At 39.1% G+C, this 18,894-nt stretch carries 13 protein-coding genes; 11 read left to right on the top strand and 2 right to left on the bottom strand.

The annotated features are described in order from the left end of the window. Window positions 1-29 precede the first annotated feature (29 nt). Complete coding sequence (locus ACFX4R_RS23510; protein ID WP_043975810.1) at window positions 30-1,412, bottom strand: glycine--tRNA ligase; 1,383 nt, start codon at window positions 1,410-1,412, stop codon at window positions 30-32. Between the two features lie 512 nt (window positions 1,413-1,924). Here ACFX4R_RS23510 and pcrB point away from each other — a divergent pair. The 4 genes from pcrB to ACFX4R_RS23490 are packed head-to-tail and all read left to right on the top strand — an operon-like array spanning window position 1,925 to window position 8,135. After that, the gene (gene pcrB / locus ACFX4R_RS23505) at window positions 1,925-2,623 is read left to right on the top strand and encodes a heptaprenylglyceryl phosphate synthase (protein WP_016762776.1); all 699 of its coding nucleotides are present in this window, start codon (window positions 1,925-1,927) and stop codon (window positions 2,621-2,623) included. 52 nt (window positions 2,624-2,675) lie between these two features. Continuing rightward, window positions 2,676-4,901, top strand: a complete 2,226-nt coding sequence (gene pcrA / locus ACFX4R_RS23500) for a DNA helicase PcrA (RefSeq protein WP_377570494.1) — start codon at window positions 2,676-2,678, stop codon at window positions 4,899-4,901. A gap of 20 nt (window positions 4,902-4,921) precedes the next feature. Then, window positions 4,922-6,928 carry an NAD-dependent DNA ligase LigA gene (ligA, locus tag ACFX4R_RS23495; protein ID WP_043975807.1) on the top strand — a complete coding sequence of 669 codons (2,007 nt, stop codon included), beginning with the start codon at window positions 4,922-4,924 and terminating at the stop codon, window positions 6,926-6,928. A gap of 13 nt (window positions 6,929-6,941) precedes the next feature. Continuing rightward, on the top strand, window positions 6,942-8,135 hold the full coding sequence (locus tag ACFX4R_RS23490; RefSeq protein ID WP_014461929.1) for a CamS family sex pheromone protein: 1,194 nt from the start codon (window positions 6,942-6,944) through the stop codon (window positions 8,133-8,135). Between the two features lie 55 nt (window positions 8,136-8,190). Here the strand turns inward: ACFX4R_RS23490 and ACFX4R_RS23485 are convergent, their stop codons facing one another. Further along, window positions 8,191-8,676: a DUF3920 family protein gene (locus ACFX4R_RS23485; protein WP_043975804.1), complete on the bottom strand. Its 486-nt coding sequence runs from the start codon at window positions 8,674-8,676 to the stop codon at window positions 8,191-8,193. Between the two features lie 365 nt (window positions 8,677-9,041). Here ACFX4R_RS23485 and gatC point away from each other — a divergent pair, with 365 nt between their 5' ends. The 7 genes from gatC (at window position 9,042) to ACFX4R_RS23450 (ending at window position 18,891) form a co-directional block, all read left to right on the top strand. Continuing rightward, window positions 9,042-9,332: an Asp-tRNA(Asn)/Glu-tRNA(Gln) amidotransferase subunit GatC gene (gene gatC, locus ACFX4R_RS23480; protein ID WP_013055055.1), complete on the top strand. Its 291-nt coding sequence runs from the start codon at window positions 9,042-9,044 to the stop codon at window positions 9,330-9,332. 16 nt (window positions 9,333-9,348) lie between these two features. Then, the gene (gene gatA / locus ACFX4R_RS23475; protein ID WP_013055056.1) at window positions 9,349-10,806 is read left to right on the top strand and encodes an Asp-tRNA(Asn)/Glu-tRNA(Gln) amidotransferase subunit GatA; all 1,458 of its coding nucleotides are present in this window, start codon (window positions 9,349-9,351) and stop codon (window positions 10,804-10,806) included. Between the two features lie 14 nt (window positions 10,807-10,820). After that, on the top strand, window positions 10,821-12,251 hold the full coding sequence (gene gatB / locus ACFX4R_RS23470; protein WP_013055057.1) for an Asp-tRNA(Asn)/Glu-tRNA(Gln) amidotransferase subunit GatB: 1,431 nt from the start codon (window positions 10,821-10,823) through the stop codon (window positions 12,249-12,251). 234 nt (window positions 12,252-12,485) lie between these two features. After that, window positions 12,486-13,418, top strand: a complete 933-nt coding sequence (locus ACFX4R_RS23465) for a diacylglycerol kinase (protein WP_016762783.1) — start codon at window positions 12,486-12,488, stop codon at window positions 13,416-13,418. A gap of 95 nt (window positions 13,419-13,513) precedes the next feature. Beyond that, window positions 13,514-14,887 carry a 23S rRNA (uracil(1939)-C(5))-methyltransferase RlmD gene (gene rlmD, locus ACFX4R_RS23460; protein ID WP_043975801.1) on the top strand — a complete coding sequence of 458 codons (1,374 nt, stop codon included), beginning with the start codon at window positions 13,514-13,516 and terminating at the stop codon, window positions 14,885-14,887. A 254-nt stretch (window positions 14,888-15,141) separates the two neighbouring features. Next, complete coding sequence (locus tag ACFX4R_RS23455) at window positions 15,142-15,957, top strand: YitT family protein (RefSeq protein WP_013055060.1); 816 nt, start codon at window positions 15,142-15,144, stop codon at window positions 15,955-15,957. 195 nt (window positions 15,958-16,152) lie between these two features. After that, on the top strand, window positions 16,153-18,891 hold the full coding sequence (locus ACFX4R_RS23450) for a GTPase domain-containing protein (protein ID WP_043975799.1): 2,739 nt from the start codon (window positions 16,153-16,155) through the stop codon (window positions 18,889-18,891). Window positions 18,892-18,894 lie beyond the last annotated feature (3 nt).

The raw sequence follows: 18,894 nt of genomic DNA, 5'->3' as shown, positions 1-18,894 counted from the left end.
GCTGAAGCAGCCATACGCTTATTTTTTAATTAAAATTGAGTTGCTTCTTCAATGATATTTTTAAGTTCGCTAATTGCTACACGTTTTTGTTCCATTGTGTCGCGGTTACGGATTGTTACTTGATTGTCCTCTAATGAATCGAAATCGAATGTAATACAGAACGGCGTACCGATTTCATCATGGCGACGGTAACGTTTACCGATTGAACCAGCATCATCATAGTCAATCATAAAGTATTTTGCTAAATCTTCAAAGACAGCGCGAGCTTCGTTAGAAAGCTTTTTAGAAAGTGGCAATACAGCAGCTTTAAATGGTGCTAAAGCAGGGTGAAGCTGCATAACTGTACGAGAAGAGCCATCTTCTAACGTTTCTTCTTCATATGCATCAATCATATAAGCTAATGTTACACGGTCAGCGCCTAAAGAAGGCTCGATGCAGTAAGGTACATAGCGTTCGTTTGTTTCTTGATCAACATATTGGAAGTCTTCTCCAGAGTGTTCCATATGCTGCTTTAAGTCATAGTCTGTACGAGAAGCTACGCCCCATAGTTCTCCCCAGCCGAATGGGAACTTGTATTCAAAGTCTGTTGTTGCATTACTGTAGTGAGAAAGTTCATCATCATCATGATCGCGAAGACGAACGTTTTCTTCTTTCATACCAAGAGAAAGAAGCCATTTGTTACATGTTTCTTTCCAGTAGTTAAACCACTCTAATTCAGTGCCTGGTTTACAGAAGAATTCAAGTTCCATTTGTTCAAATTCACGCGTACGGAATGTGAAGTTACCAGGTGTAATTTCGTTACGGAAGCTTTTACCCACTTGGCCGATACCGAACGGAAGCTTTTTACGCATTGAGCGCTGAACGTTTTTAAAGTTTACGAAAATACCTTGAGCTGTTTCAGGACGAAGGTAAATTTCATTTGTTGATGTTTCAGTTACACCTTGGTGCGTTTTGAACATTAAGTTAAATTGACGAATTTCAGTGAAGTTAGCTGAACCACACTCAGGACATGTAATTTCATGTTCTTTAATTAAGTCAGCCATTGCATCAAATGAAAGGCCGTCTACGATCATTTCAATGCCTTTTTCTTGAAGTTTTTCTTCAATTAATTTATCGGCACGATGACGGGCTTTACAATCCTTACAGTCGATCATTGGGTCATTAAAGTTTCCTAAGTGACCAGAAGCTTCCCATGTTTTTGGATTCATTAAAATCGCAGCGTCTAAACCAACGTTGTATGGAGATTCTTGAATGAATTTTTTCCACCATGCTTTTTTAATATTGTTTTTTAATTCTACGCCAAGCGGGCCGTAATCCCATGTATTTGCAAGACCGCCGTAAATTTCAGATCCTTGAAATACAAAGCCGCGGTGTTTAGCGTGAGATACGATTTGATCCATTGTTTTTGACATTCTAATTCCTCCTGTAAATGGTAGTGATTCAAGCGAAACAAAAAGAGCGGGTACAAAAAAACTCTCGTCCCTGGGCATATCAACAATATGCCCAGGGACGAGAGTTTTTCCCGCGGTTCCACCCTGGTTGATACAAAATGTATCCACCTTCGTCTGTATATACTCCAGATTGCCTTTTCCTTAAACCATTCTCTAGGCTCCCACCGTCCCTAGTTCGCTTTGTGAAGAGGATTTAAGTACTATTGATCCTTCAGCGTATATCATATGAATTTTAGTAGCTATATATTAGCATATCCTATGCAGAGAAACAATAACCTTGTGCAAAATGGGCTTTTTTTGTGATGTTTTCTTCGGGGATTTGAGGATAAAACCATATCTTTTATACATATTTTTTGAAAACAAAAAACGTGATGAAAAGTTCGGTTTTCCTTTCATTTCACCCCCTTAGTTTTGTTATAATGAACAAATGGACAAGCGCGAACTTTTAAGTGTAAAGAAATGGAGGAACATATATGTATGATATTAAAGAGTGGAGACATGTCTTTAAATTAGATCCTAATAAAGAGATTTCAGATGCAGATTTAGAGAAAATTTGCGAATCCGGCACGGATGCGGTTCTTGTCGGAGGATCTGATGGAGTGACTCTAGACAATGTACTGCAGCTGTTAATGCGTATTCGCCGCTACACGGTGCCGTGTGCGCTTGAAGTATCAACAATTGACTCTGTAACACCTGGGTTTGATTCTTATTTTATTCCGACCGTTTTAAACAGCAAGGATCCAAAGTGGATTGTTGATTTACATCACGCAGCTATGAAGGAATACGGAGAGATCATGGACTGGGATGAAATTTTTGTAGAAGGATACTGCGTACTTAACCCCGAAGCAAAAGTAGCTGCGCTAACGGAAGCGAAAACAGATTTGGATGCAGAAGACGTTGTAGCGTATGCTCGTATGGCTGAACGCATGTTTCATTTGCCCGTTTTTTATCTAGAATACAGCGGAACGTATGGAGATCCTGAATTAGTGGCAGAAGTGAAAAATTCACTAAATGAGACGAAATTATTTTACGGCGGAGGTATTGAGACAAAAGAGCAAGCGAGTGAGATGGGAGAGCTAGCCGATACGGTTATTGTAGGAAATGTTATTTATACAAATTTATCGGAAGCGTTAAAAACTGTAAAAGCAGTAAAAAAGAATATTGCACAGTGAAAAATAAATAAAGTAGAATAGAGAATATATGTTCGATATAGGCGGTGAAAACGTGAATTTTTTAAGTGAAAAATTATTAACAGGATTAAACCCTCAGCAACAAGAGGCAGTTAAAACGACAGACGGACCACTATTACTTATGGCCGGTGCAGGAAGTGGGAAAACACGTGTATTAACGCATCGAATTGCGTTTTTAATGGCAGAAAAAGAAGTTGCACCTTGGAATATTTTAGCCATTACTTTTACAAACAAAGCAGCTCGTGAAATGAGAGAGCGTGTTTCAAATATCGTTGGCGGAGTGGCAGAAGATATCTGGATTTCAACGTTCCACTCGATGTGCGTGCGTATTTTACGAAGAGATATTGATCGTATTGGCTTTAATCGTAACTTTACGATTTTAGATTCAACGGATCAGCTGTCCGTTATTAAAAATATTTTAAAAGATCAAAACATCGATCCAAAAAAATTCGATCCGCGCTCGTTATTAGGAAGCATTAGTTCAGCTAAAAATGAACTAAAAGTAGCGGAAGAATTTGATAAAACAGCAGCGGGACCGTATGAAGAAGTTGTAAGCAAAGTCTACAAAGAGTATGAAAAGCGTTTAAAGAAAAACCAAGCGCTCGATTTTGATGATTTGATTATGACAACGATTCAGCTATTTAAACGAGTTCCTGAAGTGTTAACTTACTATCAGCGCAAGTTTCAATATATTCATGTGGACGAGTATCAAGATACAAACCATGCACAGTATATGCTGGTTCGCTTGCTAGCTGCAAGATTTGAAAATGTATGCGTAGTAGGGGATTCAGATCAGTCTATTTACCGCTGGCGCGGGGCTGATATTACAAATATCTTGTCATTTGAAAAAGATTACCCAAAAGCCAAAACTATTTTGCTTGAACAAAATTATCGTTCAACTAAAACGATTTTGGCTGCGGCAAACGGCGTCATTGCAAACAATATGAATCGTAAAGTGAAAAACTTATGGACGGAAAACGATGAAGGTCAGAAGATTTATCTTTACCAAGCAATGAGTGAGCATGATGAGGCACAGTTTGTAGCACGTAAAATTAAAGAAGCAGTAGACAGCGGAAAGCGTAAATACAGTGATTTTGCCATTTTGTATCGTACAAATGCACAGTCTCGTGTGATGGAGGAAGTGCTGTTAAAATCCAATATTAATTATACAATTGTCGGCGGCATTAAGTTCTACGACCGCAAAGAGATTAAAGATTTGCTTGCGTACTTGCGCTTAATTGCCAACCAAGATGATGACATTAGCTTAGCTCGTATTGTGAACGTTCCAAAGCGCGGAGTGGGAGCTACTTCAGTCGATAAAGTGGCCAATTATGGAAACGTTCATGACATTTCTATTTTCAAAGCGCTGGATGAAGTAGAATTAATGGGGTTAACAGGCAAAGCAACAAAAGCCCTTCGTGATTTCCAATCGATGATTTCGAACTTAGCTCAAATGCAAGACTATATGTCTGTTACAGAGCTTGTGGAACAAGTATTAGAAAGAACAGGATACCGTGAAGCGCTTAAAGTGGAAAAAACAATTGAAGCACAAAGCCGTTTAGAGAATATTGATGAGTTTTTATCTGTCACAAAAACGTTTGAAGAAGCAAGTGAAGATAAAAGCTTAGTAGCATTTTTAACCGATTTAGCACTTGTTGCTGATATCGATAAGCTTGACGACGAGGAAAAAGAAGAGAACGAACAAGTGATTCTGATGACGCTTCACTCGGCAAAAGGTCTAGAGTTCCCGGTTGTTTTTCTAATGGGTATGGAAGAAGGTGTATTCCCTCATAGCCGATCATTATTCGAAGATAATGAAATGGAAGAGGAACGACGCTTAGCCTACGTAGGGATTACGCGTGCTGAACAAGAATTGTATTTATTAAATGCTCAAATGCGCACACTATTTGGTAAAACAAACGTTAATCCAAAATCCCGCTTCATTGGAGAAATCCCAAGCGAGCTTGTGGAATCTTTAAATGAAGCAATGCGCAAACCTGCTGCTGGTCGTTCAGGGGCTTCAGCTTCGCCTTTTGCAGCGCGCCGACAAGCGGCCGTGGCAAAAACGAAGCTTGTGTCAACAGGCAGTGAATCAATTGGATGGAGCGTTGGAGACAAGGCCGAGCATAAAAAATGGGGAATTGGTACAGTTGTAAGTGTAAAAGGAGAAGGAGATTCAAAAGAATTAGACATTGCTTTTCCTAGTCCTACAGGTGTAAAAAGACTGCTTGCTAAATTTGCCCCGGTTACGAAAGTGTAATCGTGAAAAGGAGCTAGAATATGGAGTTTGAGACAGCAAAATCACGCGTTCAAGAATTACGCGACTTATTAAATCAATATGGCTATGAATATTATGTGTTAGATCAGCCATCTGTTCCAGATGCAGAATACGATAAATTAATGAATGAGTTAATTGAGATAGAAGAATCATTTCCAGAATTAAAAACAGCTGACTCACCTACTCAGCGCATCGGCGGCCAAGTGCTCGATGCGTTTGAGAAGGTTCAGCATCAAACGTCTATGCTAAGTTTAGGAAATGCATTTAATGAAGAAGACCTTCGGGATTTTGATCGCCGAGTGCGCCAAGCCGTTGGAGATGAGTTTTCTTATGTATGCGAACTTAAAATTGACGGCCTTGCTGTATCTCTTCGCTATGAAGATGGATACTTAGTGCTGGGAGCTACGCGCGGAGACGGTACGACGGGTGAAAATATTACTGAAAACTTGAAAACAATTCGCTCTATTCCACTGCGAATTAAAGAACCATTATCAATGGAAGTTCGCGGAGAAGCATTTATGCCGAGAAAATCATTCGAAGCACTTAATGAAGCAAAAATGGAAAGGGATGAAGTTCCGTTTGCTAACCCGCGTAACGCAGCTGCAGGCTCACTGCGTCAGCTAGATCCTAAAATTGCGGCAAAACGTAATTTAGATATCTTTGTATATGCCATGACTGATACAGGAGAATTAGAAATCGACTCTCACAGCGAAAGTTTGAATTTACTCGATGAGCTTGGTTTTAAAACAAATAAGGAAAGACAGACGTGTGAAACCATTGATGATGTGATTGCTTACATCGAAAGCTGGCAAACGCAACGTCCAGAACTATCTTATGATATTGATGGCATTGTTGTAAAAGTAGATTCATTTGATCAGCAGGCTGAGCTTGGAACAACGGCCAAAAGTCCACGTTGGGCTATTGCTTATAAGTTTCCTGCTGAAGAAGTTGTAACCAAGCTTGTAGATATTGAACTGACGGTAGGCCGTACAGGTGTCATTACGCCAACAGCTATTTTGGAGCCTGTTCAAGTAGCAGGTACGACGGTACAGCGTGCGTCTCTTCACAATGAAGATTTGATTCGTGAAAAAGACATTCGGATCGGAGATTATGTCGTAGTAAAAAAAGCAGGAGATATTATTCCTGAGGTAGTGAATGTGATTGAGGAGAAGCGAACGGGAGAAGAGCAAGAGTTTACGATGCCTACTCACTGCCCGGAATGTGAAAGTGAACTGGTGCGTTTAGAAGGAGAAGTTGCGCTTCGCTGCATTAATCCAAGCTGTCCTGCTCAAATTCGTGAAGGACTTATTCATTTCGTGTCCCGCAATGCGATGAACATTGATGGACTTGGTGAAAAAGTTATATCGCAATTATTTCGCGAACAGTTAATTAAAGACGTAGCGGATATTTATACGCTTACAAAACAGCAGTTAATCGAGCTTGAGCGCATGGGTGAGAAATCTGCTGATAATTTGATTGCAGCCATCGAAGCATCGAAAGAAAATTCGCTTGAGCGTTTGCTTTTTGGTTTGGGCATTCGCCATGTCGGAGCAAAAGCTGCAAAGACGTTAGCTCAGCACTTTGAAACCATAGACAAGTTAACAAAAGCAACGTATGATGAATTAGTGGCAATTAATGAAATTGGTGCCAAAATGGCTGATGCTATTGTCGCTTACTTTACACAAGAAGAGGTTCAAGAACTTATACATGAATTAAAAGAGTATGGAGTAAACCTTACATACAAAGGACCCAAGCTTGTAAGTGTAGAAAATGTAGATTCTGTTTTTGCTGGTAAAACCGTTGTATTAACAGGTAAGCTTGAACAGTTATCTCGCAATGATGCAAAAGCACAAATTGAAGCACTTGGCGGTAAAGTCACAGGAAGCGTAAGTAAAAAGACAGACCTTGTTGTGGCAGGGGAAGAGGCTGGTTCCAAACTGACAAAAGCTAACGAGCTTGAAATTGAAGTATGGGATGAGGCAAGGCTACTTACGGAATTAAATAAATAAGAGGTGTGTGTAGTTGAAAAAGATATTGTTACTTTCTCTTGCGGTCATGCTTGTAACTTCAGCGTGTGCACCGAATCTTTCGGACGATAAAGAGACTGTTCAACAAACCAACAATAAGAAAGAAAAAGCAGTTATTCCGAAGTATAGTATTTCAGATGATTATTACCGAACAATTCTTCCATTTAAAGCGGGAGTGGCAAGAGGCTTAGTAGCAGCAAACTTAAACAACCGCTTGGATGCGCAAGAATTTGAAACAGGCTTAATGCGCTTATCGACAGATAGCTATTCTCCGAAAAAATATGTGTATCAAGAAGGCCAGTACCTTGATAAAGATACTATTCGCTCATGGTTAAGCCGTAAGCTGAGCGATAAACAGTTTAAAGATCTTCAAAGCAAAACAAAAGATGATACGGCGAAAAAGAAGCTTAAAAACAATGGATTAAACCCAATCGATACAGAAAAAGGCGATTTGAAAACTCGTAATGAAACAAGTCCAATGTACTTAGCGAACATTACTGAGCAAGACTACCTTATTCAAGACGGAGACGACAAGGTAAAACTTGGAGGCGTCACAATTGGCCTGGCGATGAATTCCGTTCATTATTATACAGAAGAAAATGGTTATGCTCGTGAAGTGAAGCTTACAAATAAAGAGATTGAAGCCCAAGGAAAGCAAATGGCAGATGAGATTGTTAAGCGTATGCGCAACATCAAAGGCTTAGAAAATGTGCCAGTTCGAGTAGCATTATTCAAACAAAGTGCTAAGTCCTCTTTAACACCGGGTAACTTTATAGCTGTCGGAAATGCAGGTTCAAATGATACGGCCGTTGGCAGCTGGGATAATTTAGACGAGCAATATTATTTATTCCCATCATCAGATGCAACAAAAGATCACCGAGATGATGCGATGAAATTTGATGAGTTTAAAGCGCAAATCGAAGACTATTTCCCGAACTTTACAAGCGTAGTAGGGAAAGGGTATTACAAAGATGGACAGCTTCAAAAAATGACGATTGATATTCCCGTACAATTTTACGGAAAAGGTGAAATTGTAGGATTTACTCAGTACGTTGCTGGTTTAATGCTTGATCATTTCCCTTCATATATGGAAACGAGTATCTCTATTAACTCAGTAAGCGGACCGGAAGCGCTCATTGTTAGAAAAGCAGATGAAGACAAGCCGTTCGTTCATATTTACGAAGAGTAAGCAAAAAAAGACACTGCTCAAGCAGTGTCTTTTTTCAATTCTATGAAATTGCCTCCTATGAAGAAATGGCGTGAGAATTTTGTCTCGTAAACTTAGCAAGATAATAAGCAGCAAATGCAAACGCATCTTGTTCGGTTGTCCGCTCTTCATACGGGCGCTTTTTATCCAGCTCAAATTCTTTCTGATAATAAGGGATGTGATCTTGAATATAGTGGCGCAGCTCGTGAAAGATCGTTTCAATAAGCGGAAGATAGTCATCAAATTTAAAAATAAATATAATGCCGACTTCTCGCCAGTAAACGCCTGATGCAAACTGCAGGTATTCTGCTTCTTCTTCTCCAAGAGCAGAGACAATTTTATTGGCTTCGCATGAATCACAAAAAATGATAGGAATATGAAAGGCTTTATTTAAACAAGCAAAAACATCTTTTTGCAAGGTGGGCAAATCCCACTTGAATTCTTCATCTAATACAAACCATCTTCCGCTTTGCTGATACACAGGGCGCTGGTGGATGACTGACTGTATAAGTATTTTATTCAATTTTTATAGCACCTCTTTTACGGTAAAGTAGTTATTCGTTTTCTTTACTTTCCCAAAGACTAGTGAAATTAAAACATGGTGGTGTGTTCATCTGAAGCATGTTTCTCTTTCTATCTATCTTTTCTAAAAAGAAGGTTATTTTATACCTATGCAAGAGAGAAATATTTTATGACGAAGGAAAAGTATGGAATGTTGTTTGAATGAAATAGATTTGGTATAAAATAGAAGTGATAAATGTAAGCCCTGTCTTGCCTGGCGGGGTTTTTAATATTTTAGGAACTAGTCTCAGAAATGTTGCCTGTTGCTAGTGAAGTTTGGTATTATCAGTATATTGTAGTGGGACGAATATTCGGAGGTGAAGGAACATGTCAAGAATTTCTGTTGATCAAGTAAAACACGTTGCAAACTTAGCGAGACTTGCGGTGACGGATGACGAAGCAGAACTATTTACAAAACAATTAGATGCTATTATTACATATGCAGAACAATTAGATGAGTTAGATACTACAAATGTAAAACCAACTTCTCACGTATTGGATATGAAAAACGTAATGCGTGAAGATAAGCCAGCTAAAGGTTTACCAATTGAAGACGTAGTAAAAAATGCGCCAGACCACAAGGATGGCTACATTCGAGTGCCAACTATTTTAGAATAAGGAAGGAGGCTTTACGATGTCTTTATTCGATCGTAAACTTTCAGAACTACATAGCCTTTTACACAAGAAAGAAGTACGTGTACAAGATTTAGTAGACGAATCATATAAACGTATTAATGAAGTAGATGATAAAGTAGGTGCGTTCTTAGCGCTTAATGAAGACAATGCTCGTGCTTATGCAAAAGAGCTAGATGAAGCACTACAAACAAAAGATGAATTTGGCCTATTATTTGGTATGCCAATCGGTGTAAAAGATAATATTGTCACAAAAGATTTGCGTACAACTTGCTCTAGTAAAATTCTAGCAAACTTTGATCCCATTTATGATGCAACAGTTGTTCAAAAATTGCAGGCAGCTGAAGCGGTAACAATCGGTAAATTAAATATGGATGAATTCGCAATGGGTTCTTCAACTGAAAACTCAGGTCTTCAGTTAACGCGCAACCCATGGAATTTAGATTACGTACCAGGTGGATCTAGCGGTGGTTCAGCTGCAGCTGTAGCAGCAGGAGAAGTTCCGTTTTCTTTAGGTTCTGATACAGGTGGTTCAATTCGTCAGCCAGCTGCTTATTGCGGTGTTGTCGGATTAAAACCAACGTATGGTCGCGTATCTCGTTACGGATTAGTGGCATTTGCATCTTCTTTAGATCAAATCGGACCAATCACAAATTCTGTTGAAGATAATGCATACTTACTTCAAGCAATTTCAGGCGTAGACCCAATGGATTCTACTTCTGCTAATGTTGATGTACCGGATTATGTATCTGCTTTAACAGGTGACGTAAAAGGTCTTAAAATTGCTGTTCCAAAAGAATACTTAGGCGAAGGTGTAGGCGAAGAAGCTCGCCAGTCTGTTTTAGATGCACTAAAAGTGTTAGAAGGACTAGGCGCAACTTGGGAAGAAGTATCACTTCCACACTCTAAATACGCATTAGCTACGTATTATCTATTATCTTCTTCTGAAGCGTCTGCTAACTTATCTCGTTTTGACGGCGTTCGCTACGGATATCGTACAGATAATGCTGAGAACTTAATCGAAATGTACAAGCAGTCTCGAAGCGAAGGCTTTGGAAACGAAGTAAAACGCCGTATCATGCTTGGAACATTTGCGTTAAGCTCTGGTTATTATGATGCTTACTACAAAAAAGCACAGCAAGTACGTACGTTAATCAAGCAAGACTTTGAGTCTGTATTTGAAAACTATGACGTTATCATTGGGCCAACTACGCCAACTCCATCATTCAAAATTGGTGAGAAAACAGATGATCCATTAACAATGTATGCAAACGATATTTTAACAATCCCAGTAAACCTTGCTGGAGTACCTGGTATTTCTGTGCCTTGCGGCTTATCAAATGGATTGCCATTAGGGTTACAAATTATCGGTAAGCATTTCGACGAAAGCACAATCTATCGTGTTGCTCATGCATTCGAACAAGCAACTGAGCATCATAAAGCGAAACCAGCACTGTAAGGGGTGAGATAAAGATGAACTTTGAAACGATTATTGGTCTTGAAGTACACGTTGAGCTTAAGACAAAATCTAAAATTTTCTCAGCAAGTCCAAACGCATTTGGTGCGGCTCCAAATGCTAACACAAGTGTAATTGACTTAGGTTATCCTGGCGTATTACCTGTGTTAAACAAAGAAGCAGTTGATTTTGCAATGAAAGCAGCGCTTGCGCTAAACTGTGAAATCGCAACAGATACAAAGTTTGACCGTAAAAACTATTTCTATCCGGATAACCCAAAAGCTTATCAAATCTCTCAATTTGATAAACCAATTGGCGAGAACGGTTGGATTGAAGTAGAAGTTAAAGGTGAAACGAAGCGTATTCGTATCAACCGACTTCATTTAGAAGAAGATGCTGGTAAGCTAACGCATACAGGCGATGGCTATTCACTAGTAGACTTCAACCGTCAAGGTACACCTCTAATTGAGATTGTATCAGAAGCAGATATGCGTTCTCCTGAAGAAGCATATGCTTATTTAGAAAAATTAAAATCAATTATTCAATATACAGGCGTATCTGATTGTAAAATGGAAGAAGGTTCACTTCGCTGTGATGCCAATATTTCTTTACGTCCAGTTGGACAAGAAGAGTTCGGTACAAAAGCTGAGTTAAAGAACTTAAACTCATTTAACTATGTGCGCCGCGGTCTTGAACACGAAGAAATTCGTCAAGAAAAAGTGTTATTGTCTGGTGGCTTAATCGAGCAAGAAACACGCCGTTTTGACGAGTCTACGGGCGAAACAATTCTAATGCGTGTAAAAGAAGGATCTGACGACTACCGCTACTTCCCAGAGCCTGACTTATTAGAATTACACATCGACGAAGAGTGGAAAGAACGTGTTCGTGCTTCGATTCCTGAACTTCCAGATGCTCGTAAAAAGCGCTATGTAGAAGAGCTTGGCTTACCTGCCTATGATGCAATGGTATTAACGCTAACAAAAGAAATGTCTGATTTCTTTGAAGCAACGCTTGCTGCGGGCGGAGATGCGAAGCTATCTTCTAACTGGTTAATGGGTGAAGTTTCTGCTTACTTAAACTCAAACCAAAAAGAACTTTCAGATGTAGCCTTAACACCTGAAGGTCTAGCTGGTATGATTCAATTAATTCAAGAAGGTACAATTTCGTCTAAAATTGCGAAAAAAGTATTCAAAGAATTAATTGAAAATGGCGGAGATGCAAAGAAAATTGTAAAAGAAAAAGGTCTTGTACAAATTTCTGATGATGCAACTTTACGTAAATTCGTAACAGATGCATTAGATGCAAACCCTCAATCTATTGAAGATTTCAAAAACGGTAAGGATCGTGCAATTGGCTTCTTAGTTGGTCAAATTATGAAAGCCTCAAAAGGCCAAGCGAACCCACCGATGGTTAATAAAATTCTTTTAGAAGAAATTAATAAACGCTAAATTTGATAACTAAATGTGAGGTGGATATCCATCTCACATTTATTATGAGTAAGGGCGATCGCGCTGAAGGTATGAATAAAAACCGAAACGTGAATATTGTATATCAAGGTTAATTTCTTTATAATATGTTTGTTCATGCCCCCTCTTGTTGATGATGTAATGTGAGGGGGCATTCTTTCACTGATAAAAGTAGGCAAAGATTTGTGACAAATTATCATTATTAGGATGATGAATATGAAAAGAGCGAGAATTATTTATAACCCGACATCGGGCCGTGAAATTTTTAAGAAAAACTTACCGGAAGTCTTGCAAAAGCTAGAGCAAGCAGGCTACGAAACATCTTGTCATGCTACAACTTGCGCTGGTGATGCAACAGAAGCTGCTAAAGTAGCAGTAGAACGTCGTTTTGACGTTGTAATTGCAGCCGGTGGAGACGGTACCATCAATGAAGTCGTAAACGGTATCGCTGGACAAGACTATCGTCCGCAACTAGGTATTATTCCTGTTGGAACAACCAACGACTTTGCTCGTGCCATTAATGTGCCACGTACGATTGAAGGCGCTATTGATGTCATTGTAGAAGGCGTAACAAAGCCAATTGACTTGGGCTGTGTAACAAACGACGGAGAAACGCATTACTTTGTAAATATCGCCGGAGGCGGCCGTTTAACTGAATTAACATATGAAGTGCCAAGCAAGTTAAAAACAATGCTTGGACAGCTAGCTTACTATTTAAAAGGCATGGAAATGCTTCCTTCTATTAAACCAACATCTGTTGAAATTGAGTATGACGGAAAATTCTTTGGCGGCGAGATTATGTTCTTCCTCGTTTCCTTAACGAACTCAGTCGGCGGTTTTGAAAAGCTGGCACCAGATTCTTCTTTAGATGACGGCATGTTTGATTTAATTATTTTAAAGAAAGCAAATTTAGCTGAATTTATTCGAATTGCGACACTTGCGCTGCGAGGAGAACACATCAATGATCCTCATATTATCTACACAAAAGCGAACCGTGTTAAAATTCATACAAATGATAAAATGCAGTTAAATCTAGATGGCGAGTACGGCGGATTATTGCCTGGGGAATTTGTAAACTTATATCGCCATGTAGAAATCTTTGTTCCAAAAGCAACAGCTGAATTGATGGAAAAAAATGAGATCGCCTAATTGCGATCTTTTTTCATGCTTTTCTTTGTTTGGCTTTGGCTCTTATGGTACAATCAGTTCAGCATTTTCAAATGACTAAAAGGATGTAACGATAAATGGAAAAATTAAAACCACCTGTAGAAAAAAATGAATATATAGATGTTGCGTTTGAAGATTTAACGCATGATGGAGCGGGTGTAGCGAAAGTGAACGGATTTCCTGTTTTCGTTCAAAATGCGCTGCCCGGCGAAAGCGGCCAAGTAAAAGTCATTAAAGTAAAAAAAGGCTATGCGTTTGGCAAGCTTATCAAGCACCATACAATTAGTGAACAGCGTGTTGAAGCACCCTGTCCGGTCTACAAGCAGTGCGGAGGCTGTCAGCTGCAGCATGTAAGCTATGAAGGACAGCTGCAATTTAAACAAAAGCAAGTAAAAGACGTCATGGCGCGAATTGGCCATTTACCTGACGTTCCGGTACATTCGACCCTAGGAATGAACGATCCTTGGCGCTATCGAAACAAAGCTCAAGTTCCCGTAGCAGAACGAGAAGGCGGTTTGATCGCTGGGTTTTATCAGCAGCGAAGCCACGACATCATTAACATGGATGCCTGTTTGATTCAGCAGCAGGCAAATGATGATGTTGTTCAAGCTGTCAAATCAATCTGTGAAAAGCATGGCGTTTCTGCTTATCAAGAACAAAAACATAAAGGCTCACTTCGTCATATCATGGCGCGCTACGGACTTGTAACGGGTGAAATCATGGTTGTCATTGTGACTCGTACAGCTGAGCTGCCAAACAAAAAGCGTATTATAGAAGACATTATCGAAGCCGTGCCGAACGTGAAATCAATTGTTCAAAACGTAAACAGCAAGCGCACAAACGTCATTTTAGGGAACCAAACGAACGTACTTTGGGGAGAAGAATATATTTACGATTATATCGGCGACGTTAAATTTGCCATTTCAGCAAAATCATTTTACCAAGTAAACCCTGAGCAAACGAAAGTGCTTTATGACAAAGCGCTTGAGTATGCAGATTTAACAGGAGAAGAAACGGTAATTGACGCCTACTGTGGAATCGGAACAATCTCGTTATTTCTCGCTCAAAAAGCGAAAAAAGTATATGGCGTTGAAATCGTGCCTGAAGCAATTGAAGATGCAAAGCGCAACGCTGAGCTAAACGGTATTCACAACGCTGAATTTGAAGTAGGCGAAGCAGAAGTCGTCATTCCAAACTGGTACAAACAAGGCATCAAAGCGGACGTCATCGTCGTAGATCCGCCGCGAAAAGGATGCGACGAAGCTCTTTTGAATACCATCATTGACATGAAGCCGAAAAAAGTTGTCTATGTTTCATGCGGACCAGCAACTCTCGCACGTGACCTAGCTATTTTAGAAAAAGGGGGATATGAGACGGTTGAAGTTCAGCCTGTTGATATGTTTCCGCATACGACGCATGTGGAGAATGTGGCTGTATTAAAATTAAAATAACTCTTCATCAAAGCTGCTATCTTAGTAAAGATAGCAGCTTTTTTGCTTAAACAAGTACGAAAAAAGTAAAGTCAGAATTTCTATACTAAAAGCATTAACTGCTTGTATGTCCGTTTTATTTTGCCGTTTGTCCACCCCACCAACACAGTAAATTTCTGAATATACTTTTTTTAAGGTTTTCAATATTTTAGGAATTATAATAAAGAAGCAAGAAATGAAAACATTATATTTGTGGTAAGAGGTGAAGGGACATCGTGTATAGAGCAATTGCTATTATAGCAGGTTCTGTGTTAATTGGATTTGCATACAATTGGTTTTTAATCCCCCATAAAGTGTTAAGCAGCGGCATTAGCGGTATTGCTATGATTATAGGAATTTTAACGCCTGCAAGCACGGGAACAATGAATTTTTTGTTAAATTTACCCCTTTTAATTATTGGTTTTATGAAGTTAGGAAAGCGGTTTGTTTTACATACGCTGCTGTCCGTTGTGGCTTTATCAATTGCTCTATACGTGATTCCCTTGAGAGCTGTTAGTACAGATCCTATTCTGTCAGCTGTTTTTGGAGGAGTTTTAACTGGAATTGGCGTAGGGTTTGTTTTTCGTCAGTCAGCTTCGACAGGTGGATTTGATATTATTGCGATGCTTCTTACGCATAAAAAAGAATTTCCGCTTGGCGCTATATTATCAGCGATGAATGCCGTGGTTGTGTTTGTTTCAGGTTTTTTTGTGAATTGGGACGCGGCTTTATATACGATGCTTTCGATTTTCGTCACAGGAAAAGTAGTGGATGCGATTCACACTCGCCATATTAAGCTCACATTAACCATTATTACGAGAAAAGGTGAAGAAATGAAGCAGCAGCTTCTTACGAATTTGGTGCGCGGCGTGACGTTAATGAACGGTGAAGGAGCTTATTCAAGAGAAGACCGTAAAATATTAATGACGGTGATTTCACGCTATGAGCTTGCAAACCTCAAGCAGTTAATTCAATCGGTGGATCCTGAAGCTTTCGTAAATATTACGGAAACGGTAGAAGTAATGGGGCTGTTTCGACGGGATGCCTATTAATATATTGGCTATTTCAGCGCCGATTTATGATAAATAGCCATTTTTATAGTATAAAAGTTATAAAAAAAGCCTTAAGAGTAGTTCTTGAGGCTTTTTTTGCGTAAAATATGAATAAGAAAATATCGTGTATGAAAAGTATAAAAAAGGGAATTTGATAGAGTACATAAAATATTAACATCAAAAAGGAGAGACTATATGACGGTAGAATATCAGTTAACGAAAAAGAAATATTACGAAACGTTTATGCAAGAAAATGAAAATCAGCCGCCTGTAAAAGTCCTTGGACAAGCTTATTACGAAGAGCAGCAAAAAGAGTGGTATGACTTATCGCTCGTTCGCTTAGCCCAGGGAGAAGTGTACTTCCATAATCAAGATTTTGAGTCTGCGATTTTTAAGTGGGAGAATGTAAATGGCGAGTTTAAGCTGTGGGCAAAGAAAAATACAGCCGACGCGCATTATGAATTGGGGTTGTCTACGCTAGCTGAAGAGCTTTACCTATCCATCGAAACGGATTCAAAAGTATTAAAAGCTGAAATAGCGCTAAAGCTATTTTCGCTTTATACGGACCATAACAATATTGAACGAGCTTATGAAGTCATTAACGAGCTGGTTGCTTCTCAGCCGGATTATCCAAACGTCACGGCGATTGCACGCAGATTTTATGAAGAGCAAGAAGACTTTAACAGCGCAGTGGAGCTTGCGGTAGATGAGTGTATTCGAACGGAATCGTTAAATTGGTTTGCGATATTAAAGACTTACGTAGATAAAGGATATACAGCAAACTTTATCCCTAACTATTTTTATCAAGTGATGATTGCATTTTACAAAGTGGATCAAGTGTATTTCAAACAGCTTGTCTCAGCTTTATGGAAACAATATAAGAGTCAGCCTCCTTATCTTGCTTGGATTAAAACCATCAATGATATTTTCTTGAATATTGAAGTGGGCCTCTATGATTATTGGCAAGAGATTTCAACTCTTTATCAAGAGACGTACACTGACTTAATGGAAAGTGATCATTCTGTAAAGGAATTGCATGAAGTCATTCCGAACGTATTAACAAACTGGCTTAAAATTACCAATAAGTCACGTGCGTTATTTCCGTCTGCGGCCGTGCTTTCATGGAATGAAAAGTTTCCGTCAACTATTGATACCATTACAATCGAAAATGCAGGCAGATTAATTTTTGAGGCGCGTAACGACATTGATGGTCTTGAATATCACTATAAGCTTTGCCATGGCATTATTAAATGGGCTAATGAAAATGGTTTAGAAGTGGGGCACACCTTTAAATGGTGGGTAGATTTCTTATTAGATGCTCATACGACACACTTATTAATTACAGGAACAAATGCTGCAACGTCTTCATTTGTTGGATCGATTACGGAAGAAAAGGTACCGCAAAATCACGAAACAACCTTTGTGTTCATTCATGATGAGGAAGAATCTATCCAGCAAATCGCTGATCAAGAAATCATTCCGATGGAAACGATTGACGGAGCGGAGCAATCTCCTCACCAGGCGCTTGTAGAAGTGAAAAAACCTTTTGCGTTCCTTGATAAGCATAATTGTTCATGCATTGTTACGCCAAGCTTTACAGAACAAGAGGCACGTGAGCAGGATGCATTTAAATATGCTCCTTTAGCAGATGGTTTACTGTTTGTGCTTGATGCAAAAGAATCGCTGCTTGATGAAGAAAGAGAATTATTGCTGGAGATCAAAGAGCATGCGCCAAATACGCCAGTTCATTTTGTTATCAACAATATGGACAGTCTTTATAATCAAGCAACGATTGAGCGAATTACAAAAGAATTTGAAGCAAGCATTGGAGCTGATTTCCCGGAGGCACATGTATTAGCCTATACGCCTCACTACGTATCGAGTCAGCACCACGGAGACTTGGCTCAGTTTATTAAAGCTAATTTCTATTACGATCCAAACGACGTTGGAGTAGAAGAGCGTGCGCGCAGACTGCTGTTCTTCATTCAAAGCATGCTAAAGAGCTTAGTGGAGAAGAGAAATCAAACAGAAAATCATTTGATTGAAAGCATTAAATGGAACGAAGATATGCTTGTGCGATTAAATGGCTTCTTGCATCGAGTAGATGACTTAGAACAAGAAAAAGCAAGTATTATTGTTTCGGCTTATCACGGAATCAAAGAGGATATTAGCAAAAAGCTAAAAAATAAAATTCCTCGTTTACTCAAAAAGTCTTCAGAATTAGTGAAGGAAGACAGTGATTTTAGTACGGTTCACATTGAGCTGAATAAACAAATGAATATGCGCGTGGAAGAGCACTTGCAGCAAGATGTCCTGCCCAAGTTCCGCATTTCTTTAAAGGACTGGATTGCTACATCAAATGAAGAGCTGATTGCGAGTCAAGTAGACATTGAAGAAGTAGCAGAGTCATTAAATAAGATGTACAATGAGCAAAAATTAACGTTAGCCTGCGATTTTAAAGTGCTGGACGACTGGCGCCGTGACGTTAATCGTATGGCTAATCGGGTTCAGCTTGATGAAGAAAATATTTTACTTCGCGTTAATCCAACGCAGCTCTTGTTAAAAGGAGCGGGAAAACTGTTTTCTTCCATTCTTCAAAACCAAACGCTGCTTTATAATCAATATAAAAAGTACATTGAAAGTCAAGACTATCAAGATATCACAGAATCAATGCTGACAAAGTTTTTTATGCAATTTAATTTATTTGAGAAAAATTTAGAAGTTGATATTGAACTATTCTTTGAAAAGCCAAAAGAGGTTTTAAAAGAAACGATTGAAGAAACACAGGCGCATATTAATGAAAATCAAGACGTGTTAAGTCATATGAAAGCCAATCCTGAAGCTTACTATGATCCTTTAACATTATTCCAGCTGAGCTTGCGTCAGTATGAGTTAATGGTTAAAGCTACAGAAGAAGTACACTACAACGTATAAAAG

The organism is Priestia sp. YIM B13490 (assembly GCF_042787735.1).
GTDB classification, from domain to species: Bacteria; Bacillota; Bacilli; order Bacillales; family Bacillaceae_H; genus Priestia; species Priestia megaterium.
The sequence above is the reverse complement of the archived record's forward strand: the minus strand, read 5'-3'. Positions and strand labels throughout refer to the sequence as shown.

Bases quoted from the DNA above. Each gene is read 5' to 3' on its own strand.
- gatB (WP_013055057.1), top strand. From the start codon at position 10,821: ATGAACTTTGAAACGATTATTGGTCTTGAAGTACACGTTGAGCTTAAG.
- ACFX4R_RS23510 (WP_043975810.1), bottom strand. From the start codon at position 1,412: ATGTCAAAAACAATGGATCAAATCGTATCTCACGCTAAACACCGCGGC.
- pcrB (WP_016762776.1), top strand. From the start codon at position 1,925: ATGTATGATATTAAAGAGTGGAGACATGTCTTTAAATTAGATCCTAAT.
- ligA (WP_043975807.1), top strand. From the start codon at position 4,922: ATGGAGTTTGAGACAGCAAAATCACGCGTTCAAGAATTACGCGACTTA.
- ACFX4R_RS23465 (WP_016762783.1), top strand. From the start codon at position 12,486: ATGAAAAGAGCGAGAATTATTTATAACCCGACATCGGGCCGTGAAATT.
- rlmD (WP_043975801.1), top strand. From the start codon at position 13,514: ATGGAAAAATTAAAACCACCTGTAGAAAAAAATGAATATATAGATGTT.
- gatA (WP_013055056.1), top strand. From the start codon at position 9,349: ATGTCTTTATTCGATCGTAAACTTTCAGAACTACATAGCCTTTTACAC.
- ACFX4R_RS23450 (WP_043975799.1), top strand. From the start codon at position 16,153: ATGACGGTAGAATATCAGTTAACGAAAAAGAAATATTACGAAACGTTT.
- gatC (WP_013055055.1), top strand. From the start codon at position 9,042: ATGTCAAGAATTTCTGTTGATCAAGTAAAACACGTTGCAAACTTAGCG.